The 26,645-nt window shown below is 62.8% G+C and carries 19 protein-coding genes, 2 tRNA genes and 3 rRNA genes; 5 read left to right on the forward strand and 19 right to left on the reverse strand.

The genetic code is table 11. From position 1 onward, the window contains the following. The first annotated feature begins 183 nt into the window (after positions 1 to 183). The 3 genes from AAFF27_21105 (at position 184) to mdeB (ending at position 4,973) form a co-directional block, all read left to right on the forward strand. The gene (locus AAFF27_21105) at positions 184 to 1,200 is read left to right on the forward strand and encodes a 1-aminocyclopropane-1-carboxylate deaminase (GenBank protein XAH22485.1); all 1,017 of its coding nucleotides are present in this window, start codon (positions 184 to 186) and stop codon (positions 1,198 to 1,200) included. A 115-nt stretch (positions 1,201 to 1,315) separates the two neighbouring features. After that, positions 1,316 to 2,272: a tripartite tricarboxylate transporter substrate binding protein gene (locus tag AAFF27_21110; GenBank protein XAH26285.1), complete on the forward strand. Its 957-nt coding sequence runs from the start codon at positions 1,316 to 1,318 to the stop codon at positions 2,270 to 2,272. A 7-nt stretch (positions 2,273 to 2,279) separates the two neighbouring features. Further along, the gene (gene mdeB, locus AAFF27_21115) at positions 2,280 to 4,973 is read left to right on the forward strand and encodes an alpha-ketoglutarate dehydrogenase (protein XAH22486.1); all 2,694 of its coding nucleotides are present in this window, start codon (positions 2,280 to 2,282) and stop codon (positions 4,971 to 4,973) included. A gap of 218 nt (positions 4,974 to 5,191) precedes the next feature. Here the strand turns inward: mdeB and rrf are convergent. The 5 genes from rrf to AAFF27_21140 form a co-directional block, all read right to left on the reverse strand. Continuing rightward, positions 5,192 to 5,304 (reverse strand): 5S ribosomal RNA (rrf, locus tag AAFF27_21120). Between the two features lie 120 nt (positions 5,305 to 5,424). After that, positions 5,425 to 8,304: ribosomal RNA gene (locus AAFF27_21125) — 23S ribosomal RNA — on the reverse strand. A 323-nt stretch (positions 8,305 to 8,627) separates the two neighbouring features. Then, a tRNA-Ala gene (locus AAFF27_21130) sits at positions 8,628 to 8,703 on the reverse strand. Between the two features lie 14 nt (positions 8,704 to 8,717). Next, positions 8,718 to 8,794: transfer RNA gene (locus AAFF27_21135), tRNA-Ile, on the reverse strand. A gap of 100 nt (positions 8,795 to 8,894) precedes the next feature. Continuing rightward, positions 8,895 to 10,427, reverse strand: a 16S ribosomal RNA gene (locus AAFF27_21140). Together the 16S, 23S and 5S rRNA genes with 2 tRNA genes alongside form the textbook arrangement of a ribosomal RNA operon. An 829-nt stretch (positions 10,428 to 11,256) precedes the next feature. Between AAFF27_21140 and AAFF27_21145 the strand changes: the two genes are divergently transcribed. Beyond that, a complete protein-coding gene (locus AAFF27_21145; protein ID XAH22487.1) occupies positions 11,257 to 12,597 on the forward strand; it encodes a tetratricopeptide repeat protein in 1,341 nt (446 codons plus the stop codon). On the opposite strand, the gene AAFF27_21150 is transcribed toward AAFF27_21145, so the two are convergent. The 7 genes from AAFF27_21150 to folE form a co-directional block, all read right to left on the reverse strand. Further along, on the reverse strand, positions 12,552 to 13,223 hold the full coding sequence (locus tag AAFF27_21150; GenBank protein ID XAH22488.1) for a histidine phosphatase family protein: 672 nt from the start codon (positions 13,221 to 13,223) through the stop codon (positions 12,552 to 12,554). The genes AAFF27_21145 and AAFF27_21150 overlap by 46 nt on opposite strands. A 36-nt stretch (positions 13,224 to 13,259) precedes the next feature. Beyond that, positions 13,260 to 14,474: a Yip1 family protein gene (locus tag AAFF27_21155; protein XAH22489.1), complete on the reverse strand. Its 1,215-nt coding sequence runs from the start codon at positions 14,472 to 14,474 to the stop codon at positions 13,260 to 13,262. A gap of 102 nt (positions 14,475 to 14,576) precedes the next feature. Then, positions 14,577 to 14,792, reverse strand: a complete 216-nt coding sequence (locus AAFF27_21160) for a hypothetical protein (protein XAH22490.1) — start codon at positions 14,790 to 14,792, stop codon at positions 14,577 to 14,579. 89 nt (positions 14,793 to 14,881) lie between these two features. Further along, a complete protein-coding gene (locus AAFF27_21165) occupies positions 14,882 to 15,736 on the reverse strand; it encodes a DUF429 domain-containing protein (protein XAH22491.1) in 855 nt (284 codons plus the stop codon). Between the two features lie 7 nt (positions 15,737 to 15,743). Further along, positions 15,744 to 16,625, reverse strand: coding sequence for an EamA family transporter (locus tag AAFF27_21170; protein XAH22492.1), 882 nt, complete (start codon positions 16,623 to 16,625; stop codon positions 15,744 to 15,746). A gap of 29 nt (positions 16,626 to 16,654) precedes the next feature. Then, the gene (locus tag AAFF27_21175; protein ID XAH22493.1) at positions 16,655 to 17,080 is read right to left on the reverse strand and encodes a BLUF domain-containing protein; all 426 of its coding nucleotides are present in this window, start codon (positions 17,078 to 17,080) and stop codon (positions 16,655 to 16,657) included. A gap of 1 nt (position 17,081) precedes the next feature. Further along, the gene (gene folE, locus AAFF27_21180; GenBank protein XAH22494.1) at positions 17,082 to 17,798 is read right to left on the reverse strand and encodes a GTP cyclohydrolase I; all 717 of its coding nucleotides are present in this window, start codon (positions 17,796 to 17,798) and stop codon (positions 17,082 to 17,084) included. Between the two features lie 126 nt (positions 17,799 to 17,924). Between folE and AAFF27_21185 the strand changes: the two genes are divergently transcribed. Next, the gene (locus AAFF27_21185) at positions 17,925 to 19,586 is read left to right on the forward strand and encodes a tetratricopeptide repeat protein (GenBank protein XAH22495.1); all 1,662 of its coding nucleotides are present in this window, start codon (positions 17,925 to 17,927) and stop codon (positions 19,584 to 19,586) included. On the opposite strand, the gene nudB is transcribed toward AAFF27_21185, so the two are convergent. The 7 genes from nudB to AAFF27_21220 form a co-directional block, all read right to left on the reverse strand. Continuing rightward, on the reverse strand, positions 19,583 to 20,041 hold the full coding sequence (gene nudB / locus AAFF27_21190) for a dihydroneopterin triphosphate diphosphatase (protein ID XAH22496.1): 459 nt from the start codon (positions 20,039 to 20,041) through the stop codon (positions 19,583 to 19,585). The two genes, AAFF27_21185 and nudB, sit on opposite strands and share 4 nt — an antisense overlap. A gap of 62 nt (positions 20,042 to 20,103) precedes the next feature. Next, positions 20,104 to 21,912, reverse strand: a complete 1,809-nt coding sequence (gene aspS, locus AAFF27_21195; protein ID XAH22497.1) for an aspartate--tRNA ligase — start codon at positions 21,910 to 21,912, stop codon at positions 20,104 to 20,106. Positions 21,913 to 21,945: 33 nt separating this feature from the next. Beyond that, the gene (locus tag AAFF27_21200) at positions 21,946 to 22,560 is read right to left on the reverse strand and encodes a DUF502 domain-containing protein (protein ID XAH22498.1); all 615 of its coding nucleotides are present in this window, start codon (positions 22,558 to 22,560) and stop codon (positions 21,946 to 21,948) included. Between the two features lie 10 nt (positions 22,561 to 22,570). Further along, positions 22,571 to 22,912: an FmdB family zinc ribbon protein gene (locus AAFF27_21205; protein ID XAH22499.1), complete on the reverse strand. Its 342-nt coding sequence runs from the start codon at positions 22,910 to 22,912 to the stop codon at positions 22,571 to 22,573. 89 nt (positions 22,913 to 23,001) lie between these two features. After that, complete coding sequence (locus AAFF27_21210; GenBank protein ID XAH22500.1) at positions 23,002 to 24,447, reverse strand: sodium:solute symporter family protein; 1,446 nt, start codon at positions 24,445 to 24,447, stop codon at positions 23,002 to 23,004. 58 nt (positions 24,448 to 24,505) lie between these two features. Continuing rightward, entirely contained in the window at positions 24,506 to 26,077 is a 1,572-nt protein-coding gene (gene ubiB / locus AAFF27_21215) for a ubiquinone biosynthesis regulatory protein kinase UbiB (GenBank protein XAH22501.1), read from the reverse strand. Continuing rightward, on the reverse strand, positions 26,074 to 26,637 hold the full coding sequence (locus AAFF27_21220) for an SCP2 sterol-binding domain-containing protein (protein XAH22502.1): 564 nt from the start codon (positions 26,635 to 26,637) through the stop codon (positions 26,074 to 26,076). Before AAFF27_21220 ends, ubiB begins: the two co-directional genes overlap by 4 nt. Positions 26,638 to 26,645: the final 8 nt, after the last annotated feature.

Consider the following 26,645-nt stretch of genomic DNA (forward strand, 5'->3'; position numbering starts at 1 on the left):
TCTTAATTAATAAAAAACCGTTAATTACCGCATTGGTACTTTTCAGGATCGAATCCTATAGAAACTTTGCAAGCATGTTTTGTCAGGTAATTCATAAGATGAGACCAACACAAGCCAACGCCCAGCAGTGCATGTTTCGTGCTTGCAGGCGTTGCGCCGGTCTTAACCACTGGAGCCTTTCACATGAATCTGCAGAAGTTCCCGCGCTACCCGCTGACCTTCGGCCCTACACCCATCCAGCCGCTGAAGCGGCTCAGCGCCCACCTGGGGGGCAAGGTCGATCTCTACGCCAAGCGTGAGGACTGCAACAGTGGCCTGGCCTTCGGTGGCAACAAGACACGCAAGCTCGAATACCTCATCCCCGAAGCACTGGAAGGCGGCTACGACACGCTGGTGTCCATCGGCGGCATCCAGTCCAACCAAACACGCCAGGTCGCGGCCGTGGCGGCGCACCTGGGCCTGAAGTGCGTGCTGGTGCAAGAGAACTGGGTGAACTACTCCGACGCGGTGTATGACCGTGTCGGCAACATCGAGCTGTCGCGCATCATGGGCGCCGACGTGCGCCTGGATGCGGCCGGTTTTGACATCGGCATCCGCGAAAGCTGGGAGCAGGCCATGCACGACGTGAAGGCCGCCGGCGGCAAGCCCTTCCCCATTCCTGCAGGCTGCTCCGAGCACCCGCGCGGCGGCCTGGGCTTTGTCTCTTTTGCCGAAGAGGTGCGCCAGCAAGAAGCCGAGCTGGGCTTCAAGTTCGACTACATCGTGACCTGCGCCGTCACCGGCAGCACGCAGGCCGGCATGGTGGTGGGCTTTGCCGCCGACGGCCGGGCCGACCGCGTGATTGGCATCGACGCCTCGGCCAAGCCAGAGAAGACCTTCGACCAGATCCTGCGCATCGCCAAAGGCACGGCCGAACTGGTCGAGCTGGGCCGCGACATCACCGACAAGGATGTGGTGCTGGACACGCGCTTTGGCGGCCCCGAGTACGGCCTGCCCAGCGACGGCACGCTGGAGGCGATCCGCCTGTGTGCGCGCATGGAAGGCATGCTGACCGACCCGGTCTACGAGGGCAAGTCCATGCACGGAATGATCGAGAAGGTGCGCCTGGGCGAATTCCCCGCGGGCTCCAAGGTGCTGTATGCGCACCTGGGCGGCGCACCAGCGCTCAGCGCCTACAGCTTCATCTTCCGCAACGGCTGAAGCGCGCGCGGCGTCAGGCCGCGCCCTCGCTTCCGTCGCAGTGCACCCGGTGTTTTCTCACTTCCATGATTGGAGTTTTCCCATGAGATCTAGCTGGAAAAAATCGGTGCGCTGGATGGCGCTATGGGCATTGCCCTTGATGGTGCTGGGTGGTGGCGGCGCCTATGCGCAGAGCTATCCCGTCAAGCCCGTGCAGCTGGTGGTGCCGTTCCCGCCGGGCGGCGCCACCGACATCGTCGGGCGCCTGGTGGCGCAGAAGCTGGGCGAGCGCATGGGCCAGCCGGTGGTGGTGGAGAACCGGGGCGGCGCCGGCACCATCATCGGCGCCAGCTATGTGGCCAAGGCCGCGCCCGATGGCTATACGCTGCTCATCAGCTCGGGCTCGACCTTCACGGTCAACCCGGCCATCAACCCGCACCTGCCCTACGACGCGGTCAAGAGCTTTGAGCCCATCGCGCTGGTGGCGCAGGTGCCCTTGCTGCTGGTGGCCAATGCGCAGGTGCCCGTCAACAACATTACGCAGTTGATCACCGCCGTGCGCGCGGAGCCAGGCAAGTATGTCTACGGCTCTTTTGGCACGGGCACCACCGGGCATTTCGCGGGCGAGCAGTTGCTGAGCGCCACTGGCCTCGCCATGCAGCACGTGCCCTACAAGGGCAGCACGCCGGCCATCACCGATTTGATTGGTGGGCAGATCCCGTTCTCTATCGACACCATTGCGGCCACGCTGCCGCACATCAAGTCCGGCAAGCTCAAAGCGATTGCCGTGACCGGGGCCAAGCGCTCCAGCCTGCTGCCCAACGTGCCCACCGTGGCAGAAAGCGGCTACCCCGATTTCGACGCGGATTCGTGGCTGGCCGTCGTTGCACCGCGCGGCATCCCCGATGAGGCCAAGAAGCGCCTGGAGAAGGCGCTGGCCGAGGCCATGGCCGAGCCCGAGGTCAAGGACAAGCTGCTGGCCAACGGCCTGGCGCCCAGCTATGCGCCGGCCGCCACGGTCGTCGGTCTGATCGACCGCGACCTGCCACGCATGCGGGCCATTGCCCAGCGCGCCAACATCCGTGCCGACTGAGCCGGCCATGGACACACGCAACCGCTTTGGCACGGTCGTCGAGCCCGACCGCATGGACCCGCAAGAGCTGAACGAATGGTGCGCGGCGCTGGATGGCCTGCTGGCGGCCTGGGGGCCGCAGCAGGGCGCCGAGCGCGTGCGCACCCTGCTGGATGCGCTGCTGGCGCATGCCCGGCGCAACCGGCTGTCGTGGCAGCCGGACCCGGTCACGCCTTACGTGAACACGGTGCCGGTCGAGGCCCAGCCGGCCTACCCGGGCGACCTGGACATGGAGCGGCGCCTGTCCGCCATTCTGCGCTGGAATGCGCTGGCCATGGTGGTGCGCGCCAATGCCGCGCACGGCGAGCTGGGCGGGCACATCGCCAGCTATGCCTCGGCGGCGGACCTGTTCGAGGTGGGCTTCCAGCACTTCTTTCACGGCCCGCAGGCCGAGCACGGGGCCGACCTGGTGTTCTTCCAGCCGCACTCGGCGCCCGGGGTGTACGCGCGCGCCTTTCTGGAGGGCCGCCTGGGCGAGGATTCGCTGTGCCACTACCGCCAGGAAATCATGGCGCAGGCCCAGGGCATACAGGGACTCAGCTCTTACCCGCACCCCTGGTTGATGCCCGACTTCTGGCAGTTCCCGACCGGCTCCATGGGCATAGGGCCGATCAACGCCATCTACCAGGCGCGCTTCATGCGCTACCTGGAGCACCGCGGCCTGCAGCAGACGGCGGGCCGGCGCGTGTGGGGCTTTTTTGGCGATGGCGAGATGGACGAGCCCGAGTCCATCGCCGCGCTCACACTGGCCGCACGCGAGCAGTTGGACAACTGCACCTTCGTCATCAACTGCAACCTGCAGCGGCTTGACGGGCCGGTGCGCGGCAACGGCCGCATCGGGGATGAGCTGGAATCGCTCTTTGCCGGCACCGGCTGGAATGTGGTCAAGTGCCTGTGGGGCTCGGAGTGGGATGCGCTGCTGGCGCGCGACCACGGGCACGCCATCACACGCGCCTTCGCGCAGACGGTGGATGGCGAATTCCAGACCCTGTCGGCCAATGACGGCGCCTTCAACCGCGCCAGCTTCTTCAGCAAGACGCCAGAGCTGCAGGCGCTGGTCGCGCACTTGTCCGACGAAGACATAGACCAGCTGCGCCGTGGCGGCCACGACCCGGCCAAGATCCACGCCGCCTTCGCGCAGGCCACGCAGACCCGTGGCCGTCCGAGCGTGGTGCTGGCCAAGACCATGAAGGGCTATGGCATGGGCGCGGTGGCCCAGGGCCGCATGACCACGCACCAGCAGAAGAAGCTCGACCGCGATGCGCTGCTGGCCTTTCGCGATCGTTTCCAGCTGCCGCTGTCCGATGCGCAGGTGGCCGCCGCGGCCTTCCACAAGCCGGACGACGACAGCCCCGAGATGCGCTACCTGCAGGCCCGCCGCGCGGCGCTGGGTGGCTACCTGCCGCAGCGCCGGCCCACGGCCCCCAGCCTGCCCGTGCCCACGGTGGAGCACAGCGCGGCCTTTGCGCTGCAGGCCGAGGGCAAGGCCATGAGCACCACCATGGCCTTTGTGCGGCAGTTGGGCAACCTGCTGAAAGACCCGGTGCTGGGCCCGCGCATCGTGCCCATCGTGGCAGATGAGGCACGCACCTTTGGCATGGCCAACCTGTTTCGCCAGGTCGGCATCTATGCGCCCTTTGGCCAGCTCTACCAGCCGGAAGACGCAGCCTCGATGCTGTCCTATCGCGAGGTAAAAGACGGCCAGATCCTGGAAGAAGGCATTACCGAGGCCGGCGCGCTGTCCTCGTGGACGGCGGCGGCCACCAGCTATTCCACCCACGGCCTGGCCATGCTGCCCTTCTACATCTACTACAGCATGTTCGGCTTCCAGCGGGTGGGCGACCTGATCTGGGCCGCGGCCGACCAGCGCGCACGCGGCTTTTTGATTGGCGCCACCTCGGGCCGCACCACGCTCGGCGGCGAAGGCCTGCAGCACCAGGACGGCAGCAGCCACCTGTCGGCCTCCACCATCGCCAACTGCCGCGCCTACGACCCGGCATTTGCCGGCGAGCTGGCGGTGATCGTCGACCACGGCGCGCGTCGCATGCTGACGGAGCAGGCCGACGAGTTCTACTACATCACCGTCACCAACGAGAACGTAGAGAACCCCAGCCTGCCGGCATCGGCCCACGCCGACGTGATCCGCGGCATGCACCTGCTGCGCCCTGGCCCGGCGCGGCCACGGCGGGTGCAGTTGCTGGGCAGCGGCGCCATCATGGGCGAGGTGCTGAAGGCCGCCGCGCAGCTGGAGGCCGAGCACGGCATTGCCGCCGACGTCTGGAGCGTCACCAGCTACATCGAGCTGGCACGCGAAGGCATCGAACAAGAGCGCGCCTGGCGCCAGGGCACGCGGGCCACGGTGGGCAGCTGGTTCGAGCAACAACTGGGGCCCACCGCCGGCCCGATCATCGCGGCCACCGACTATGTGCGGGCCTTGCCGGAGATGGTGCGCGCCTTCATCCCCGCCGGCCGCCGCTACCTCACACTGGGCACCGACGGCTTTGGCCGCAGCGATTCGCGCGCAGCCCTGCGCGCCTACTTCGAGGTCGACGCCGCCGCCATCGTGCAGGCCAGCCTGCGTGCCGAGCAGGAGCTGTCGTCTGCTCGGAGTGCTACCGAGCGGCGGGAGCTGGCGGAGGTGATGTCGTTGGCATCCATTTAGCACTTCCGTCTTTCATGAACCCGATTCGCTCCGCCGGAGCTGAAGGTATTCGTAGACGGCGCGGAGCACGAAGTAGAAGCGCTGAACCTGCCGACCTGAAGCGGCAGGCGGTATTACTTCAATAATCCTTCAGCACGCGCAGTGCTGAGTTAAAAAAGCGTTCGCCCAAAGACAAACACCCCCAATCTTTCGACTGGGGGTGTTTGAGGGCTGTAAGAGCCTGACGATGACCTACTTTCACACGGGAACCCGCACTATCATCGGCGCGGAGGCGTTTCACTGTCCTGTTCGGGATGGGAAGGAGTGGGACCACCTCGCTATGGTCATCAGGCATAACTGGGTGTCGTGCTGAACATGGTTCAACACAACGAATTCATAGAGTTTGGAATCAGCTTGAGTATTTTGAATGCGTCAACTTGGCATAACACCTTGATCTGCTGATCAAAGTTATAGGGTCAAGCCGCACGAGCAATTAGTATCAGTTAGCTTAACGCATTACTGCGCTTCCACACCTGACCTATCAACGTCCTGGTCTAGAACGACTCTTCAGGGGGCTCAAGGCCCCGGCAGATCTCATCTTGAAACGAGTTTCCCGCTTAGATGCTTTCAGCGGTTATCTCTTCCACACTTAGCTACTCGGCAATGCCACTGGCGTGACAACCGATACACCAGAGGTGTGTCCACTCCGGTCCTCTCGTACTAGGAGCAGGCTTCCTCAAATCTGCAGCGCCCACGGAAGATAGGGACCAAACTGTCTCACGACGTTTTAAACCCAGCTCACGTACCTCTTTAAATGGCGAACAGCCATACCCTTGGGACCGGCTACAGCCCCAGGATGAGATGAGCCGACATCGAGGTGCCAAACACCGCCGTCGATATGAACTCTTGGGCGGTATCAGCCTGTTATCCCCAGAGTACCTTTTATCCGTTGAGCGATGGCCCTTCCATACAGAACCACCGGATCACTATGTCCTGCTTTCGCATCTGCTCGACTTGTCAGTCTCGCAGTTAAGCACGCTTATGCCATTGCACTATTATCACGATGTCCGACCGTAACTAGCGTACCTTCGAACTCCTCCGTTACACTTTGGGAGGAGACCGCCCCAGTCAAACTGCCTACCATGCACTGTCCCCGATCCAGATAATGGACCTAGGTTAGAACCTCAAACGCACCAGGGTGGTATTTCAACGTTGGCTCCATGTGATCTAGCGACCACACTTCAAAGCCTCCCACCTATCCTACACAGATCCGTTCAAAGTCCAATACAAAGCTACAGTAAAGGTTCATGGGGTCTTTCCGTCTTTCCGCGGGGAGATTGCATCATCACAAACATTTCAACTTCGCTGAGTCTCAGGAGGAGACAGTGTGGCCATCGTTACGCCATTCGTGCAGGTCGGAACTTACCCGACAAGGAATTTCGCTACCTTAGGACCGTTATAGTTACGGCCGCCGTTTACTGGGACTTCAATCAAGAGCTTGCACCCCATCATTTAATCTTCCAGCACCGGGCAGGCGTCACACCCTATACGTCCACTTTCGTGTTTGCAGAGTGCTGTGTTTTTAATAAACAGTCGCAGCCACCGATTTTTTGCAACCTCATTGGGCTCCAGGAGTAAATCCCTTCACCTACTAAAGGCACACCTTCTTCCGAAGTTACGGTGTCAATTTGCCGAGTTCCTTCTCCTGAGTTCTCTCAAGCGCCTTAGAATACTCATCTCGCGCACCAGTGTCGGTTTGCGGTACGGTCGTGTGTAGCTGAAGCTTAGTGGCTTTTCCTGGAAGCAGGGTATCACTCACTTCGTCTGCAAGCAGACTCGTTATCACCCCTCATCTAAGCCCGGCGGATTTGCCTACCGGGCACGACTACAGGCTTGAACCAACATATCCAACAGTTGGCTGAGCTAACCTTCTCCGTCCCCACATCGCACTACACATCGGTACAGGAATATTGACCTGTTTCCCATCAGCTACGCATCTCTGCCTCGCCTTAGGGGCCGACTCACTCTACGCCGATGAACGTTGCGTAGAAAACCTTGCGCTTACGGCGAGGGGGCTTTTCACCCCCTTTAACGCTACTCATGTCAGCATTCGCACTTCTGATACCTCCAGCGCGCTTTACAACGCACCTTCACAGGCTTACAGAACGCTCTCCTACCACTTGCAATAAATTGCAAATCCGCAGCTTCGGTAACTGGCTTAGCCCCGTTACATCTTCCGCGCAGGACGACTCGATCAGTGAGCTATTACGCTTTCTTTAAATGATGGCTGCTTCTAAGCCAACATCCTGACTGTTTTAGCCTTCCCACTTCGTTTCCCACTTAGCCAATTTTAGGGACCTTAGCTGGCGGTCTGGGTTGTTTCCCTCTTGAGTCCGGACGTTAGCACCCGGTGCTCTGTCTCCCGCGCTGTACTCTTCGGTATTCGGAGTTTGCCTTGGTTTGGTAAGTCGCCATGACCCCCTAGCCAAAACAGTGCTCTACCCCCGAAGGTAATACGCGAGGCACTACCTAAATAGTTTTCGGAGAGAACCAGCTATTTCCAAGTTTGTTTAGCCTTTCACCCCTATCCACAGCTCATCCGCTAGTTTTGCAACACTAGTCGGTTCGGACCTCCAGTACCTGTTACGGCACCTTCATCCTGGCCATGGATAGATCACTTGGTTTCGGGTCTACACCCAGCGACTGGACGCCCTATTCGGACTCGATTTCTCTACGGCTTCCCTATTCGGTTAACCTTGCCACTGAATGTAAGTCGCTGACCCATTATACAAAAGGTACGCAGTCACCCCTTACGAGGCTCCTACTTTTTGTAAGCATGCGGTTTCAGGATCTATTTCACTCCCCTCCCGGGGTTCTTTTCGCCTTTCCCTCACGGTACTAGTTCACTATCGGTCAATGATGAGTATTTAGCCTTGGAGGATGGTCCCCCCATATTCAGACAGGATTACACGTGTCCCGCCCTACTTTTCGTTAGCTCAGTACCACACGTCTCTTTTCGCATACAGGGCTATCACCTGCTATGGCCGGCATTTCCAAACCGTTTTGCTAAGAGTCGTGCTATCACTAACAGGCTTTTCCGATTTCGCTCGCCACTACTTTCGGAATCTCGGTTGATGTCTTTTCCTCGAGCTACTGAGATGTTTCAGTTCACCCGGTTCGCCTCGCATACCTATGTATTCAGTATGCGATACCCTTTCAGGTGGGTTTCCCCATTCGGAAATCTCCGGATCAAAGCTAATTTGCCAGCTCCCCGAAGCTTATCGCAGGCTATCACGTCCTTCGTCGCCTATCATTGCCAAGGCATCCACCACATGCTCTTATTCACTTGACCCTATAACTTTGACTTCTCTTGCGAGACTCCAAAGCACATCAAGGAATTGCCAGGTCTTTCACCTGGCGCGTTATGCCGTATGAAGCTTTCGCTTCGATACTTGAATTTCAGACAAGTCTGATATTCGTTTTGACGCAATCAAAAATTCATGCTGCTAACGGCACGGTGGGCTTTCGCCCTTTCCGCTAGCAGCGCTGATTCGACTCTATGAATTTTTAAAGAACAGCCGATTGATTACACGATGGCAATCAACAACAAAGAAGCCTCATGCATTGCACAAAGCCGCTTTGGTGTTGAAACACAATAAGATAAAAACAAGATGTTGGTGGAGGATGACGGGATCGAACCGACGACCCCCTGCTTGCAAAGCAGGTGCTCTCCCAGCTGAGCTAATCCCCCAAGGATCGACGGAATGGTGGGTCTGGTTGGATTCGAACCAACGACCCCCGCCTTATCAAGACGGTGCTCTAACCAACTGAGCTACAGACCCAAGCCGGCCACTAGAGGCTCAGACTCGATCCAAGCCGCTGGCGACAACCTTTTCCAACAACCGATAAGTGTGGGCGTTCAAATTAGACCGCAGTTTCCAGAAAGGAGGTGATCCAGCCGCACCTTCCGATACGGCTACCTTGTTACGACTTCACCCCAGTCACGAACCCTGCCGTGGTAATCGCCCTCCTTGCGGTTAGGCTAACTACTTCTGGCAGAACCCGCTCCCATGGTGTGACGGGCGGTGTGTACAAGACCCGGGAACGTATTCACCGTGACATTCTGATCCACGATTACTAGCGATTCCGACTTCACGCAGTCGAGTTGCAGACTGCGATCCGGACTACGACTGGCTTTATGGGATTAGCTCCCCCTCGCGGGTTGGCAACCCTTTGTACCAGCCATTGTATGACGTGTGTAGCCCCACCTATAAGGGCCATGAGGACTTGACGTCATCCCCACCTTCCTCCGGTTTGTCACCGGCAGTCTCATTAGAGTGCCCAACTAAATGTAGCAACTAATGACAAGGGTTGCGCTCGTTGCGGGACTTAACCCAACATCTCACGACACGAGCTGACGACAGCCATGCAGCACCTGTGTTATGGCTCTCTTTCGAGCACTAAGCCATCTCTGGCAAATTCCATACATGTCAAAGGTGGGTAAGGTTTTTCGCGTTGCATCGAATTAAACCACATCATCCACCGCTTGTGCGGGTCCCCGTCAATTCCTTTGAGTTTCAACCTTGCGGCCGTACTCCCCAGGCGGTCAACTTCACGCGTTAGCTTCGTTACTGAGTCAGTGAAGACCCAACAACCAGTTGACATCGTTTAGGGCGTGGACTACCAGGGTATCTAATCCTGTTTGCTCCCCACGCTTTCGTGCATGAGCGTCAGTGCAGGCCCAGGGGATTGCCTTCGCCATCGGTGTTCCTCCGCATATCTACGCATTTCACTGCTACACGCGGAATTCCATCCCCCTCTGCCGCACTCCAGCGATGCAGTCACAAATGCAGTTCCCAGGTTGAGCCCGGGGATTTCACATCTGTCTTACATCACCGCCTGCGCACGCTTTACGCCCAGTAATTCCGATTAACGCTTGCACCCTACGTATTACCGCGGCTGCTGGCACGTAGTTAGCCGGTGCTTATTCTTACGGTACCGTCATGGACCCTCTTTATTAGAAAGAGTCTTTTCGTTCCGTACAAAAGCAGTTTACAACCCGAAGGCCTTCATCCTGCACGCGGCATGGCTGGATCAGGCTTGCGCCCATTGTCCAAAATTCCCCACTGCTGCCTCCCGTAGGAGTCTGGGCCGTGTCTCAGTCCCAGTGTGGCTGGTCGTCCTCTCAGACCAGCTACAGATCGTCGGCTTGGTGAGCCTTTACCCCACCAACTACCTAATCTGCCATCGGCCGCTCCGTCCGCGCAAGGTCTTGCGATCCCCTGCTTTCATCCGTAGATCGTATGCGGTATTAGCACAGCTTTCGCTGCGTTATCCCCCACGATCGGGCACGTTCCGATGTATTACTCACCCGTTCGCCACTCGTCAGCATCCGAAGACCTGTTACCGTTCGACTTGCATGTGTAAGGCATGCCGCCAGCGTTCAATCTGAGCCAGGATCAAACTCTACAGTTCGATCTTGATTTTTGCGTCCAACCTCGCGGTTGAACAAAACTCATAAAAAAAGAAATTGAAGTGAACTTCACTTCTATTCTCATGAGCGTTTAAAAGTCTTGCGACTTAGTTCCAAAGAACTTGGCAGTCACCTTCAAACGCCCACGCTTATCGGCTGTATATTTTTAATGATCCCAGAAAACAAACCAAAACACCTCAGCGTCTCAATCCATCTTCTTAACCTCGCTGCGATCAGCGAAGCCTTGAATTCTAGCACGGCTTTTTAAGTACCGTCAAACTTTTTCCTCAGCCACTTTCGATTCGCTTTGATCAGCGCCGCCTTGCAGCAACATCAATCAGCACTTGTCGTTTTTGGCTGAGCCTTCGATTCTAGCACGAGTTTTTCAACTCAACCACAATCTTTTCGCTCCGGCTTCTCAATCAATCCGCCTTGCAGCAATTAATCAATCCGCCGTTTTTAGCGCAGCCTTAGATTGTATGCGAAAAAAGGGAGCTCTGTCGATCAAGCGTTACCGAACTCATCTACACCGCTTCGAGGCCGCCCCTCGACGTCACAGAGGACGCCCCACCACATGACCCATTGCTGCCCCGCCCGGTACGGGCATTCAGTTGCTCCGGCTATCCCTTGCCTTGGGGGAGCCGAACAGCGCTGCGACGGACAGATAAGGCCTCAGCTCACCTTTCTTCTTTCTTTTGCCCCACTGCTCCTTTGCAAAGCAAGAGGCAGGCAAGCCCTCGGCTGCTGCTCCTGTCATCCGCAAGACAGAGCAGATCACGCGCCCCAGAAGGAGATGCAAACAGCGCCTAATCGGGCCGGCACAATGCCGCAATGACCCGCCCCACCGACAGCCTTGGCAACCCCGTAACGCTGGACGACCCCGCCAGCGTTACGGCGCTCAACCACTTCGTCGAAGGTTTTGTGTCTTGCGAAGCGCGTGCCGTCGATGTGCTGGCGGCCGCAGCTGACCTGAGCCCCATCGTGCAGGCCTGCTGCGCCGCGCTGCATATGTTTGCCGAGTCACGCGAGGCCGCGCACAACGCCCGCCCCTTCATTGAGCAAGCGCAGACCGGCCAGGCGCGTGCCACGCCGCGCGAGCGCCGCTTTGTTGCAGCGGTGGCGGCCTGGGTGGAGGGTGATCTGCCGCGTGCCATTGCGCTACACGAAGAGCAGGCGCATGAGTTCCCGCGCGACCTGGTGTCGGTCAAGCTGGGCCAGTACCACGCCTTCAACCGCGGCGACGCGCCGGCCATGCTGCGCCTGGCACTGGCCGCGCTGCCGGCCGCGGCCGATGTGCCCTATGTGCACGGCATGGCCGCCTTTGGCTGGGAGCAGTGCCACCTGATGCGCCAGGCCGAAGACGCCGCACGCCACGCCATCGACCTGTGCCGCAAGGAGCCCTGGGCCCACCACGCGCTGGCCCATGTGATGCTGACTGAAGGCCGCCTGCACGAGGGCCTGGGCTTTCTGCGCGAGGTGAGCGACAGTTGGACCGGCCTCAACTCCTTCATGCTCACCCACAACTGGTGGCACCTGGCGCTGTTCCTGCTGGAGCTGGAGCGCTACGACGAGGCCTTGCAGGTCTACGACACGCAGGTGTGGGGCGTGGCGCCCGACTACTCGCAGGACCAGGTCGGCGCGGTATCGCTGCTGGCGCGTTTTGAGTGCTGCGGCGTGGACGTGGGCGCGCGCTGGCAGGACGTGGCCGCGTGCATGGCCGGGCGCACGCAAGACCAAGTGCTGCCTTTTCTAGACCTGCAGTACCTCTACGGCCTGGCCCGTGCCGACCGGCCCGAGGCCGGGCAACTGCTGGCCCATATCCAGGCCCACGCCGCCAAGGTGCCCGAGGCCGACCGTGGCGCCTGGCAGCGCGCCGGACTGCCCACCGCGCAAGGCCTGTACGCCCACGCGCAGGGCGACTATGCAGGCGCCGTCTACCACTTGGCGCCAGCGCTGCCGGTGCTGCAGGACATAGGCGGCAGCCATGCGCAGCGCGACCTGTTCGCGCAGATCTACCTGGATGCCCTCATCAAGAGCGGCCGGCTGGCCGAGGCGCAGCAACTGCTGCAGCCGCAAGTCAATGCCCAGCCCGAGTCGCTACGGCTGGCGCGCCAGGTGGCCGCTGTCTATGCCGGCTTGGGAATATCCCGCGCCAGCCGGGCCTGGTCATAAACCGGCTGCGCCGGCAGGCCGACCAGGTGGTCGGTGTCGGCCCAGGCCAGGATCTGCAGCGCCTCGCCCTCCACGCGCACACGGCTGATGCCGGCATTGGGAATGGGTACCGTGCGCGGGCCGTCCAGGCTCAATGCACGCGCGGTGCGGTAAACCATGTCCAACACGCCACCATGCGTCACCACCAGCACGGTGCGGCCCGCATGCGCGGCGGCCACGCGGCGCAGGGCGCCGATCACACGCGCATGAAAGTCGCGCGTGGACTCGCCGCCCGGCATGGCGTTGTCGGCGCGAAACAGCGTCCAACGCTGCCATTCCTCGGGAAAATCGCGCTGGATATCGGCCACGCGCATGCCATCGACGGCGCCAAAGTTCTGCTCGCGTAGGCCGGCATCCGTTGCCAGCACCAGACCGGTCTGCGTAGCCACCGGCGTGGCGGTTTCGCGCGCGCGGGCCAGGTCGCTGGACCAGAGCAGATCGGGCGGCGCGCCCGCCACGCGCTCGGCCAGCCGCTGCGCCTGCAAATGGCCGGTGGCGTTGAGCGGGCGGTCGACCTGGCCCTGGAAGCGCAGCTCGCGATTGGCATCGGTTTCACCGTGGCGGACCAGGATCAGATCAGTGGGCATGGAGTCGGTGACAAGGGCGTAGGGAAAAAGTAAGTATCAGGATTTCTGCGGGCGCTTGAGGCCCTCGGCGCGGCCAAGGTCCAGCGACTTGACGGCACTGCGCACGGCGTCGATGTCGAGGTTGTCACCCTTGCCTTCGACCAGCAGGCCGTTGTCCAGGATCAGCAGGTACTCGCCGTGGCTCTTGTCCTTGCGGTAGTCCTCGCGCACGGTGCGCTTGCCGTCCTTGTAGACCTTCTCCACGCCGTCGGCGGTTTCGCGGTCCAGCGTGATCTGCGACCACGCGGTGGCCAGCGCGCCGGCAGCGCCGGCATCGGTCACGGCCAGTTCGATGCGTTGGTCGCCATTGCGGTAGGTGGCGCGCGCGGTGCTGCCGCCCAGGCCCATGGCGCCGCCGCTTTGCGCCTCGATCGATTCGCGCGGCAGGCCGCCCGCCGTCTCCGGCAGCAGCGCACGCAATTGGTCGGACGGGATCACCGTGCCACCGCCACCGGTCAGCGCCGCCATCATGTCGCCGGTGGCCTTGCTCACCGCAGCGCTGTCGCCCGAGGCCTGGGCCTGTTCCAGGCGTTTGCCGGCGTCTTCCATGCGGCGCGCGGCCTCTTGCATCTTGGAGGTGTCGATCGAGACCTGGCCGCCCGGCGTGTTCAGGCTCACGCTGCCCGCTGCACCCAGCACCGCATGCGAGGGCGTGAACAACGCCGACAGGCTGCCGATCACCACGGCCGCGACGATGCCGCAGATGGCCACCACGGCGGTATAGCCCACCGCCTTATCCTGCGGGCATTTCATGAGCACCGGCAGGCCGGTGTAGAGCAGGTAGAGCGAATACAGCGCCGCCAGCAGGCCCAGCACCGACAGCATGGGCAGCAGGCTGAAGATGCCGCCCACCAGCGCCGCAGTGCTGGCATAGACCACCAGCTTGAGCGCAGCGACGCGATTGCGCGTGCCGCCAAAGGTGGGCGCCAGCGCATCGACGATCAGCGCCAGCACGAACGTCATCACCAAGGTCAGCACATAGCCCAGCAGCAGCGACACCAGGCCGGAGACGATGGGAATGCGCACATGCACACCGAAGGCGCCCACACCGATCAGCGACAGACCGATGAAGCTGGCCAGCGCCGGGATCAGCGCCAACGGCATGAGGTAGCCCTTGTAGAGCGAGCCCGCGTCTGCCGGCTCGGCCTCTATCACCGGCCAGGTCTGTTTGGGCTTGAGCAGGATGTCCTGGACGCGCTGAACCAGATTCATGAAATTCCCCTTCTTGGTCTTGGACCGGTGCCCTCACGACACCGCAGCGCAGTCTATGCCAGCGCCATTGCGGCGCTGTTACCGATTCATCAACCCGTGCCGCTACAGGCGGATCACGCGCAGGACATGCCGGCAGCCGGCGTCGCGGTAGGGGCCGTCATCGCGCGCCCAGCCTTCGCCGGGCGAGGTCTGCGCGCAGACACGCGCGCCGTTGAGCAGGCTGCGCCACTGGTACCAGGGCGCCGGTGCGGCCGCTGCAGTACCAGCCAGCCACAGCACGGCAAGAAGGACAGCGAAGAAGCGCATTGCACGGGACATGCGGACATCCTACTGTGCGGCGAACGCTACACTAACTATAGCTATAACCCCAGGTGGGATATGGGGAAAAGGCATATTTCTCTTAAATTTCAGGCACTGACGATCCAGCCTTCCAGAGGATCAGTCCCGTCCGGCAGCCCGTAGCAGGCGGCGCCCTCGCCCTGCCGGCGCAAGGCCCAAGCCGCCTGCAGCAGGCACAGCACAGCGTCCAGTGCGTCGCCGCTGCCGTCGGCCACCAGCCGGTCGTGCTGCGCCGGGCTCAGCTTGAGCCGCAGCCCCAGGCGCAGCGGCCCGGCCGGGCCGACGCCACACTCCAGCGCGGCCAGCAGGTCTTTGCGCGCAATCAGGCGATCGGTCGTCTGCTTGGCGCGCGTGTCGCTCTTGTAGCTGCGCCGCGCGAGCACCTCGCGCGCCAGCAGACCGGGGTAAGCCTCCAGCGCAATCTTCTCGGCCTGGGCCTGGTGCGGCATCACGCCTGCCAAGTAGGCACCCGAGGCGCGCAGCAGCGGCACACCGGCTTGCAGCATGTAGGCGACCGGCGGGTTCACCCATTTCATCGACGGGCTGGCGCCGGCCGGCCCGTCTGTCACCCGGTGCGCAAACTTGGCGCCGACGGGCCGTGCCGCGCAGAAGGCGGCGAAGTGATCGCGTATGGCGGCGCGCGATAGACCTGCGTAGTGGTCCATGCATGCCGCCCAGTCGGTCGGCCAACCCAGCGTCTGCACCAGCTCGCGTGGCAAGCCAAAGGGCAGGTCAAAGCCGCCCAACCAGGGTTGGCCCGGCGTGGCCAGCCAGGCACCAAAGTCGGCCAGGGTTTCGAACGACTGCAAGCCCACAAGCTGTACCCGTGCGCCCGCCAGCCGCCCGAACGCCAGCACTATGGGCTTGCGCCGGCCGGGGCTCGAGGAGAAATCGCAGCCGAACAGCAGCGGCTCTGCGCTCACGGTGAGATCAGCCTAAAGCCAGTGCGGTGACGCCAGCGGCGATGCACAGCGCGCCAAACAGCCGCAGCACCCTGTCGCCCTCGCCCAGCAAATGCCCGCCGATCAGCGCGGCAAACAGCATCGACACCTCGCGCGCAGGCGCCACGTGCGACAGCGGCGCCGTCTGCATGGCGTACAACACCAGCACATAGGACACCGGGCTGATGACGCCCACTACCAGGGCGTACTTCCACTGGCGCCGCCACAGCACGAGTGCGGTCGACCGGTCCCGCAGCACGACGGGGGCCAGCACCGCCACCCGCACGAAGTTACCCAGGTAGTCCACCAGGATCGGCGACAGCAGCAGCACCTTGACCGCATAGCCATCGACCACGGTGTAGCTGGCGATGAAGGCGCCGGTGGCCAGGCCATAGATCAAGCCCTTGTGCACGCGCTCGCGGCGCGCCGGGTCATGCGCCGCGCGCAGCAGCGCCGGGCCACCCGCGATCAAGAACACGCCAACTGCCACGCCGACAATGCCTACGGCCCCCAACGCCGACAGATGCTCACCCAACAGCACGATGGCCACGGTAGAGGACAACAGCGGCCCCGAGCCGCGCGCCATCGGGTAGACCACGGTCAGGTCGGCACGCCGGTAGCCGCGCAGCAGGGTCACGTAATACAGCACATGCAACACGCCGCTAATCGTGACAAAAGCCCATTCAGTCCAGCCCCACTGCCCCACCACGCCGCGCCCAACCCACCAGCCGACGGGTGCCCAGAACAGCATCATCACCACGCTGGTGAAGAAGGCAAAGCGCGAATCACCGCCCGCCTTCTTGGCGGCGATGTTCCAGCTGGCATGGATCAGGCCCGCCAGAATGACGAGCGCAAAAGCGGTTAGCGACACCTCGGCGGTGTCCTATCAGTCAGCACCGCTCAGCAGGGGCGTCCGCCGATGGAGGCGGTGGCCATCAGCTCTTCCAACAGCGCCAGCGAGGCACTGCCAGGCACCGCATACGGGTCCAGCTCAGGCTTCTCGGAGTACTTGAGGACGATGGAGGCGTTGAGCCGCGACAGGTTGACCTGCCCCATGGTCCAGCCACCAAAGCGGCGCTCGCTGATTTCCTCGAACAGCAGCAGCTCCACGTCCTGGTGGCGCGCATCGCGCAGGATGGTGCCGTACAGCGCATTCACCGCCGTGCGGCTGCCCTCGATGGCCTGCAGGAAGATGCCGCGGCCATAGCACAGGATGCCGGTAATGCCCGTGGCCGGGTTGTGCTCGCGCGACTTGGCCAGGATGGACTCGATCGCCGCGGGCGAGGTGTCCACGGCACGGCTGGCATAGAGCAGGCGGACTAGCATTTCAGTTTTTCCGAGGGATCAGCGACAGGAATTCGCGCCGCAGATTGGCGTCTTTCAGGAACACACCGCGCATCACGGAGTTGATCATCTTGCTGTCCATTTCCTTCACGCCGCGCCAGGACATGCAGTAGTGGCTGGCCTCCATGACGATGGCCAGTCCGTCGGGCTGGGTCTTGTCCATAATCAGGTCGGCCAGTTGCACCACGGCCTCTTCCTGGATCTGCGGGCGACCCATGACCCAATCCACCAGCCGCGCGTACTTGGACAGGCCAATGACGTTGGTGTGCTCGTTGGGCATGACGCCGATCCAGATCTTGCCCATCACCGGGCAGAAATGGTGGCTGCAGGCGCTGCGCACCGTGATCGGGCCGACGATCATCAGCTCGTTCAGGCGCTCGGCGTTGGGGAATTCGGTGATGGGCGGCGCCCCCACATAGCGGCCGCGGAACACCTCATTGATGTACATCTTGGCCACGCGGCGCGCGGTGTTGCGGGTGTTGTGGTCAGACGCGGTGTCGATCACCATGCTGTCGAGTACGCCGCGCATCTTGTGCTCGACCTCGTCCAGCAGCTTCTCCAGCTCGCCCGGCTCGATGAATTCCGAGATGTTGTCGTTGGCATTGAAGCGTTGCTTCGCCGCGGCGATGCGCTCGCGGATCTTGACCGACACCGGAACGCCCTCGTCGAGGTCTCCGGCAGGGGGTATGGCTGGATTCATGGGAGCAGCGGCCTTCTTCAACATCCGGGCATGGTAGCAGTGACGGGATAACATTGCCTTCCCTCCGGCGTGGGCACCGAAATTGCTGCAATTTGCAGCGGCCCTGCCGCCCAGCCCACCCACGCCATGGCCCCCGCTCTGCAGAATATTTCCGAATGCCAGGCACTGGTCATTGACAACAACCTGGTGTCGCGCGGCATCCTGGTGTCGCAGCTGCGCGAGTACGGCATTGGCAAGGTGACGCAGTGCCACCGCGTGCTGGAGGCACGGGCCCGGCTGGAGCTGACGCAGTTCGACTTCGTGCTGTGCGAGCAGCGCTTCGGCGACGACGGCTATTCAGGCCAGGCCTTGCTGGACGACCTGCGGCGCGCACAGTTACTGCCCTTCTCCACCGTCTTCTTCATGGTGACCGGCGAGGCTTCCTATGCCAGCGTGGCCGAGGCGGCGGAGTCCGCACTCGACGGCTATCTGCTCAAGCCCTTCACCGCTGCTGCGCTGTTCGAACGGCTGAATGCGGCCCGGCTGCGCAAGGCCCACCTGCAGCCGATCTTCGCCGCCATCGAGGCTCAGGACTTCGACCGCGCCGCACAGCTGTGCCTGCAGTGCTTCGACAAGCGCGCGCCCTACTGGCTCTATGCGGCGCGCATCGGCACCGAGCTGCTGCTGCGCCTGGGCCGGCACGACGAGGCGCATGCGCTGTGCAAGGCGGTCATCCGGGCCAAGGCGCTGCCCTGGGCCAAACTGGGCGTGGCGCGGGTTCAGATCGAATCGGGCCAGACGGTCAAAGCCCTCAGCACGCTGGAGCGACTGCTGGGCGAGGACAACGGCTTTGCCGACGCCTACGACGTGATGGGTGCCGCACAGGTCGAGCTCGGCCGCTTCGATGAGGCCCTGGAAACCTACCGCACCGCGGCCGAACTCACGCCCGACTCGGTGGTGCGGCTGCAGAAGCACGGGATGATGGCCTACTACCTTGGCGACCGGGCCACGGCCGGCCGCGTGCTGGCCCGTGCCGCGACACTGGGCGCCGGCTCCAAGATGTTTGACCCGCAATCCCTGGTGTTGCTGGCTTTTGCCTCGTTCCAGGACAAGGACCGCAAGGCGCTGGATCGCTGCATTACAGACTTCCAGCGCCTGCAGGAGCGCCAACCCGAAGACCTGCGGCTGCAGCGCTTCCGCGAGGTGGTGGGTTGCCTGCAACTGATCCATTCGCGCCAGGTGGGCGCTGCGGTCGCATCCGTGCGCGCTCTGGTAGCCACCATGCGCCGCCCCGACTTCGACTTCGAGGCCGCCTGCAACCTCGCAGGCCTGCTGTCCGTGCTGGTCAGCACCTCGGTCGAACTGCCGGACAGCACCGACTGGGTGCGCACCCTGGGCCTGCGCTATGCCAGCTCACGCGGCCTGGGCGAACTGCTGGCCACCGCCTGCGTGGCCCATGCGCCACATGCGGACTTGCTGCGCCAATGCCACCTGCAGATCAACCAGATGGCCGAAGGCGCCATGGCCCTGAGCCTGGCCGGTCGGCCGCAGGATGCTGTGCGCAGCCTGCAGCAGGCGGCGCAGGCCACGCTCAACGGCAAGCTCGCCGACCTTGCCCAGCAAGTCCTGGCCCGGCACCGCGCCCGCATTCCTGACGCGGCGACGCTGCAGGCCGGCATCGCCGAACTGCGCAGCAACTGCGGTACACCGCCGCGCCGCGCCACACTGACCCAGGACCGCCGGCAGCCAGGCGGCCTGACGCTGCGTGTGGCGACCGAGCTGCCCGCACTGTCACCGGCGGTAGGCTAAGCAAAACGCGGCAGCATCAGGATCGCCTCCGCATTCGAGGGTGAAAAGCAGCGGTCCGCCGCCGCGCGATAAGGCAGCCACTCAAAATCCGTGTGCTCACGCGGTGCCAGGCGCACCGGCGTGCCGGCCGGCACGCGCAGGCCAAACAGGTGCTCGGTGTTGTGCGTGACCTCCGGCGCATAGCGGTGGCGCCACTGCGGGTAGATCGGGTAGACGTTCTCCAGTTGCCAATCGGTTAGCACGCAGCCCGTGCCCAGGGCGGCAATGCCTGTTTCCTCGGCCACCTCGCGGATCGCCGTTTCGCGGAAATCCTCCTGCAGATGATCCTTGCTGCCGGTGACCGACTGCCAGTGCTCGCCAGCGTCAGTGCGGCGGATCAGCAGCACGTCCAGAGCGGCGGTATGGATCACCACCAGCACGGACTGCGGGAGTTTGAATGGGCGAGGAGCTTGCATAGGCGAGGCAGAGAGCGAAAAAAAGGCACCCGAAGGTGCCTTTTCTACAGGACGGCGCAATATTACGCGGCCGCCACCGGGTTGCGCAGCTTGATGTGCAGCTCGCGCAATTGCTTCTCGTCGACCACGCTCGGCGCCTGGGTCAGCAGGCACTGGGCACGCTGGGTCTTGGGGAAGGCGATCACGTCGCGGATCGACTCGGCCTTGGTCATCAGGGTGACGATGCGGTCCAGGCCGAAGGCCAGACCACCGTGCGGCGGCGCGCCGTACTGCAGTGCGTCGAGCAGGAAGCCGAACTTCTCCTGTGCTTCGTCGGGCGTGATCTTGAGCGCGTCGAACACCTTCTTCTGCACGTCGGCACGGTGGATACGGACCGAGCCGCCACCCATTTCCCAGCCGTTCAGGACCATGTCGTAGCCCTTGGAGATGCATTTGCCCGGATCGGTCACCATCCAGTCCTCATGGCCGTCCTTGGGGGCGGTGAAGGGGTGGTGCACGGCGTTCCAGCGGTCGGCTTCGTCGTCGTACTCGAACATCGGGAAGTCCACCACCCACAGCGGTGCCCAACGGTCTTCGAACAGGCCGTTCTTCTTGCCGAACTCGCTGTGGCCGATCTTGATGCGCAGCGCGCCGATGGCGTCGTTGACGACTTTTTCCTTGTCGGCACCAAAGAACAGTAGGTCGCCGTCCTGTGCGCCAGTACGCTTGAGGATCTCGGCAATCGCCTTGTCGTGGATGTTCTTCACGATCGGCGACTGCAGGCCATCGCGGCCCTTGGCCAGTTCATTGACCTTGATGTAGGCCAGGCCCTTGGCGCCGTAGATCTTGACGAATTCAGTGTAGGCGTCGATTTCGCCACGGCTCAGGCCGCCGACCTCGCGCGCGCCGCCGGGCACGCGCAGGGCCACCACGCGGCCGCCCTTCATGTTGGCGGCGCCCGAGAAGACCTTGAAGTCGACATCGCCCATGACATCGGTCAGCTCGGTGAATTCGAGCTTGACGCGCAGGTCCGGCTTGTCGGAACCGAAGCGGTGCGCGGCATCCTGGTAGGTCATGATCGGGAATTCGCCCAGATCCACGCCCAACGTGTTCTTGAACACCTTGACGATCATTTCCTGGAACAGCTCGCGGATGTCCTCTTCCGTCAGAAACGAGGTCTCGATATCGATCTGCGTGAATTCCGGCTGGCGGTCGGCGCGCAGGTCTTCGTCGCGGAAGCACTTGGTGATCTGGTAGTAGCGGTCAAAGCCCGACACCATCAGCAATTGCTTGAACAGCTGGGGCGACTGCGGCAGCGCAAAGAAATGGCCGTCATGCACGCGGCTGGGCACCAGGTAGTCGCGCGCCCCTTCAGGTGTGCTCTTGGTCAGCATCGGCGTCTCGATGTCGATGAAGCCGTGGCCGTCCAGGAACTTGCGCACCTCCATCGCCACCTTGTAGCGCAGCATGAGGTTGTTCTGCATGTAGGGGCGGCGCAGGTCCAGCACGCGATGGGTCAGGCGCGTGGTTTCGCTCAGGTTCTCGTCGTCGATCTGGAACGGCGGCGTGACGGAGGCGTTCAGCACCACCAGCTCATGCGCCAGCACTTCGATCTTGCCGCTCTTCAGGCCATCGTTGACGGTGCCAGCCGGGCGCTCGCGCACGATGCCCTTGATCTGCACGCAGAACTCGTTGCGGACTTCTTCGGCGACCTTGAAGGTCTCGGCACGGTCCGGGTCGCACACCACCTGCACATAACCTTCGCGGTCGCGCAGGTCGATGAAGATGACACCGCCATGGTCGCGGCGGCGGTTCACCCAGCCGCAGAGGGTGACGGTTTGGCCCAGGAGGGCTTCGGTCACAAGACCGCAGTAGTGGGAGCGCATAGCCATAGTGAGATTCCGGCGCCGTCGCGGCGCGTTACGTTACTTGGGTTGAGACGGGCCGACAGGCACGACCACGCCCATGGACACGATGTACTTGAGCGCGGCATCGACGCTCATGTCCAGTTCGATGCAGTCGCTGCGCCGCAGCATGACGAAATAGCCGCCGGTGGGGTTCGGCGTGGTGGGCACATAGACGCTCAGGAAATCGTCGCGCAGGTAGGTGGCAACATCGCCGCCTGGTGAACCGGTGACAAAGCCCACCGTCCACACGCCCTCGCGCGGCCACTGCACCAGCACCGCAGTGCGAAAGGCATTGCCGCTCTCGGAGAACAGCGTGTCCGACACCTGCTTGACGCTGGTGTAGATCGAGCGCACCACCGGGATGCGGCCAAGCACCGAGTCACCCCAGCGCACCAACTGCTTGCCGACGAAGTTGCTGGTGACAGCACCGACCACCAGCAGGATCAGCAGCGTCAACACCACGCCAAAACCGGGAATGTGAAAGCCCAGCAAACGGTCGGGATGCCAGGTGGCCGGCAGGATCAGCAGCGTCTGATCCAGCGTGCCGACGATCCAGTCGAGCACCCAGATGGTGATCGCCAGCGGCACGATGACCAGCAGGCCCGCAAACAACCATTTGCGCAAGGCAGTCATCCAGTCCGCCTTAGCTGTCGCCGCCGCCGCTGCTGGGCGCAGGCGCAGGGGTTGCAGCAGCCGCTGGAGCCGCCGCCGGGGCGTCGGCCTTGGGTGCCGCAGCAGCGCCCTCGGGCTTGGCTGCGTCGGCCGGCTTGTCGCCGCCACTCTTGCCAGCACCGGCCTTGTTGCCGTCGCGGAAGTCGGTCACGTACCAACCCGAGCCCTTGAGCTGAAAACCCGCAGCCGTCACCTGCTTGCGAAACGTGTCAGCGCCGCAGGACGGGCAGACCGTGAGCGGCGCGTCCGACATCTTCTGCAGTGCATCCTTGCTGAACCCGCAGGACTCGCATTTGTAGGCGTAAAGGGGCATGACAGTGGGGTAAAAACCGAAAATCAATAGTTGGCCGGGCCGGCCAACAAAACCCTCGATTATAGGCGGCGCCCCTATGCCTGCCGTCGTCAGTGCATCCCTTCCACCGGAAGGTGCGGCCGGTGGGCATTGCGCAGCAGTTGCGGCGCCAGCGAACCCGCCAGCATGCCGACCAGGGCCGCCAGCACGCCCGCCAGTTGGGCCGGGAACACTTCGCCCAAGGGCGTGGCCATCCCGACCACCCAGGCCAGCAGCCCCAAGACGATGGACAGTACCGCCCCCTGGGTGGTGGCGCGCTTCCAGTACAGGCCAAAAACCAGCGGCACAAAGGCCCCGACCAGAGTGACCTGATAGGCACCAGACACCATCTCATAGATGGGCGTGCCTTCCATGAAGATGGCGTAGGCCAGCACACAGCAGCTGAAGATCAGCACGGTGATGCGCATGGTGCGCAGGTTCTCGCGGTCCGAGCGGCCGGGGCGGAACTGGCGCCAGATGTTCTCAGTGAAGGTCACGCTGGGCGCCAGCAAGGTGGCCGAGGCGGTGGACTTGATGGCCGACAGCAGCGCACCGAAAAAGAGCACCTGCATCACGAAGGGCATTTTCTGCAGCACCAGCGTGGGCAGCACTTTCTGCGGATCTTCCTTGAGCAACGCCTGGGCCTGCTCCGGCATGATCAGCAGCGCGCTTGCCACCAGGAACATGGGCACGAAGGCAAACAGGATGTAGCAGACGCCGCCGATCACCGGGCCGCGGGTGGCTGCGTACTCGCCGTTGGCCGACATCACGCGCTGGAACACGTCCTGCTGCGGTATCGAGCCCAGCATCATGGTGATGGCTGCGGCAAAGAAGAAGATGATGTCGTGCAGGCGCGGCTCGGGCCAGAAGCGGAACAAGTCCCGGCTCATGGCAAATTCCACCACCTTGTCGGCGCCGCCGGCCATGCGGCCGGCAAACACCGCCAGGATCGCCAGGCCGGCGACCAGGATGATCATCTGCATGAAATCGGTGATGGCCACCGACCACATGCCGCCAAAGAGCGTGTAAGCCAGGATGGACACCACCCCGATCACCATGCCCAGCGGTATGGGAATGGCGCCGGCCGACAACACATTGAACACCAGCCCCAGCGCCGTGACCTGGGCCGACACCCAGCCCAGGTAGCTGAGCATGATGATCAGCGAGCACACCACTTCCACGCCGCGGCCGTAGCGCTCACGGTAGTAGTCGCTGATGGTCAGCAGCGACATGCGGTAGAGCTTGGCGGCAAAGAACACGCCGACCAGGATCAGGCAGGTGCCGGCACCAAACGGGTCCTCGATGACGCCATTGAGCCCACCATCAATGAACTTGGCCGGGATGCCCAACACCGTCTCAGACCCGAACCAGGTAGCAAAGGTGGTGGTGACGATCATCGCCAGCGGCAGATGCCGGCCGGCTACGGCGAAGTCCGCCGTGTTCTTGACGCGCCTGGCAGCCAGCAGCCCGATGCCGATGGTGACCAGCAGATAGAGAAAAACCAGGCTCAGCAGCACAACGCGTCCTTGGACAAAAGCGCGGATTATGAAAGGGGCGGCTAAAAGGAGAAGAGGCCTACAGGATCCTGTGCCACGCCAGCAACAGCGTGGCCAGCAAAGCCAATACAAGTACCGTGCCACCCAACACCAGCACCCACAGCAGGCGGTTGGTGCGCTGCTGGGCGCGCAGCAGCGCCTCCAGGTCCCGCCGCTGGCGCTCGTCCGCCGGGTGGCGGTGCAGGTACTCGTAGAACAGGCGCGGGAGCTCGGGCAGCATCTTGGCGTAGCGCGGCGCCTGCTCCCTCAGCTGCTTAAAAAGCTTCTTCGGGCCGATCTGGTCGATCATCCATTTCTCAAGAAATGGCTTGGCCGTACTCCACAAGTCAAGCTCCGGGTCGAGCTGGCGGCCCAGGCCTTCGATGTTGAGCAGCGTCTTCTGCAGCAGCACCAGTTGCGGCTGGATCTCTACCTGGAAGCGGCGCGAGGTCTGGAACAGGCGCATCAGCACCATGCCCAGCGACAAGTCCTTGAGCGGGCGGTCAAAGTAAGGCTCGCAGACGGCGCGGATGGCGGACTCCAGCTCATCCACCCGCGTATCGGGCGGCACCCAGCCAGACTCCACGTGCAACTCAGCCACGCGCTTGTAGTCGCGGCGGAAGAAGGCGGTGAAGTTCTGCGCCAGGTACTCTTTGTCGAACTCGGTCAGCGTGCCGACAATGCCAAAGTCCAGCAGCACATAGCTGCCGAAGTGCTCAGGCTCCAGGCTGATCTGGATGTTGCCCGGGTGCATGTCGGCATGGAAGAAGCCGTCGCGAAACACCTGGGTGAAGAAGATGGTGACGCCATCGCGGGCCAGCTTCTTGATGTCCACCCCGGCCGCGCGCAAGCGCTCGATCTGGTTGATCGGCACGCCCTTCATGCGCTCCATCACCATCACATCGGGATGGCAGAAGTCCCAGAAGATCTCGGGGATACGCACCAGATCGACATCGGTCATGTTGCGCCGCAACTGAGCAGCGTTGGCCGCCTCGCGGACGAAGTCCAGCTCGTCGTGCAGGTACTTGTTGAATTCGCCCACCACCTCACGCGGCTTCAGGCGCTTGCCATCGGCCGACAGGCTCTCGACCCAGCGTGCCATCATGGCCATCAGCGACAGGTCTTTCTCAATAGCCGGCAGCATGCCCGGGCGGCGCACCTTGACGGCCACCTCGCGCTCGCGGCCTTCGCTGTCGAGCAGCGTGGCGAAATGCACCTGGGCGATCGAGGCACTGGCCACCGGCACCTGCTCAAAGCTGGTGAAGATCTCGCTGAGCGGCCGGCGGAACGCGCGCTCGATGGTCGCCACGGCTACCTCGGCGGGAAACGGCGGCACCCGGTCCTGCAGGTGCGCCAGTTCGTCGGCGATGTCGGTAGGCATCAGGTCGCGCCGGGTCGACAGCACCTGGCCGAACTTCACGAAGATCGGCCCCAGATGCTCCAGCGCCTCACGCAGGCGTTGCCCGCGCGGCACATCAAAGCTGCGGCCGAAGGTGACAACACGGGTCACGCGGCGCAGCCAGGGCTGGCTGAAGCTCGTCAGGACCAGTTCATCAAGGCCGTGGCGCAAGACCACCCAGAGAATGTAGGCACCCCGGAAAAAGCGCCTCATGGTGCGGGCGGAGCTCCATCCGCCGGAGCACTGTCGCCACGGCGCTTGGCGACGAACTGCCGCAACGCCCCACCGGCCTGGCGCACCAGGCGCATGACGTTGTGGGCGGGCGCATCACCGATCACGCGCGCCAGGTCTTCCTCGATGTCCCAGCGCAGGTTGTCCGCCAGCCAGTTGATTTCGGCGGCGAGCTGTACATCGCCTTCGATGCGCACGGCCGGCTTCTCGCTGCGCAATGCCGCCTGCGCCAAAGTGAAGGGGGAGTCGTCAGTAACGGTCAGGGTGAGGTCGGGCACCGCGCCATCGGGCGCCCGATCCAGCAGGCCAGCCGGAGTGAACGACAGGCGCAGGGTGAAGCGGCGCCATTGGACCAGCGCCACGCGGCCCTTCTGGCGCGCCAGGCGCGCCATGGCCTCGGGCTCTTGTTGCAGTACGTGGTTGAGGAACAGCACGGCGCGGTGCTGGACCTCATCCACCAGCCACGAGGGCGGCTGCAGATTTGCGCCGATCCGCTGGACGAATCCATCCAAAAACGAAAAAGGGGACTGTGGTGTAGCCATAGTCCCCG

The sequence above is a fragment of the Xylophilus sp. GW821-FHT01B05 genome, assembly GCA_038961845.1.
GTDB lineage: Bacteria > Pseudomonadota > Gammaproteobacteria > Burkholderiales > Burkholderiaceae_C > Xylophilus.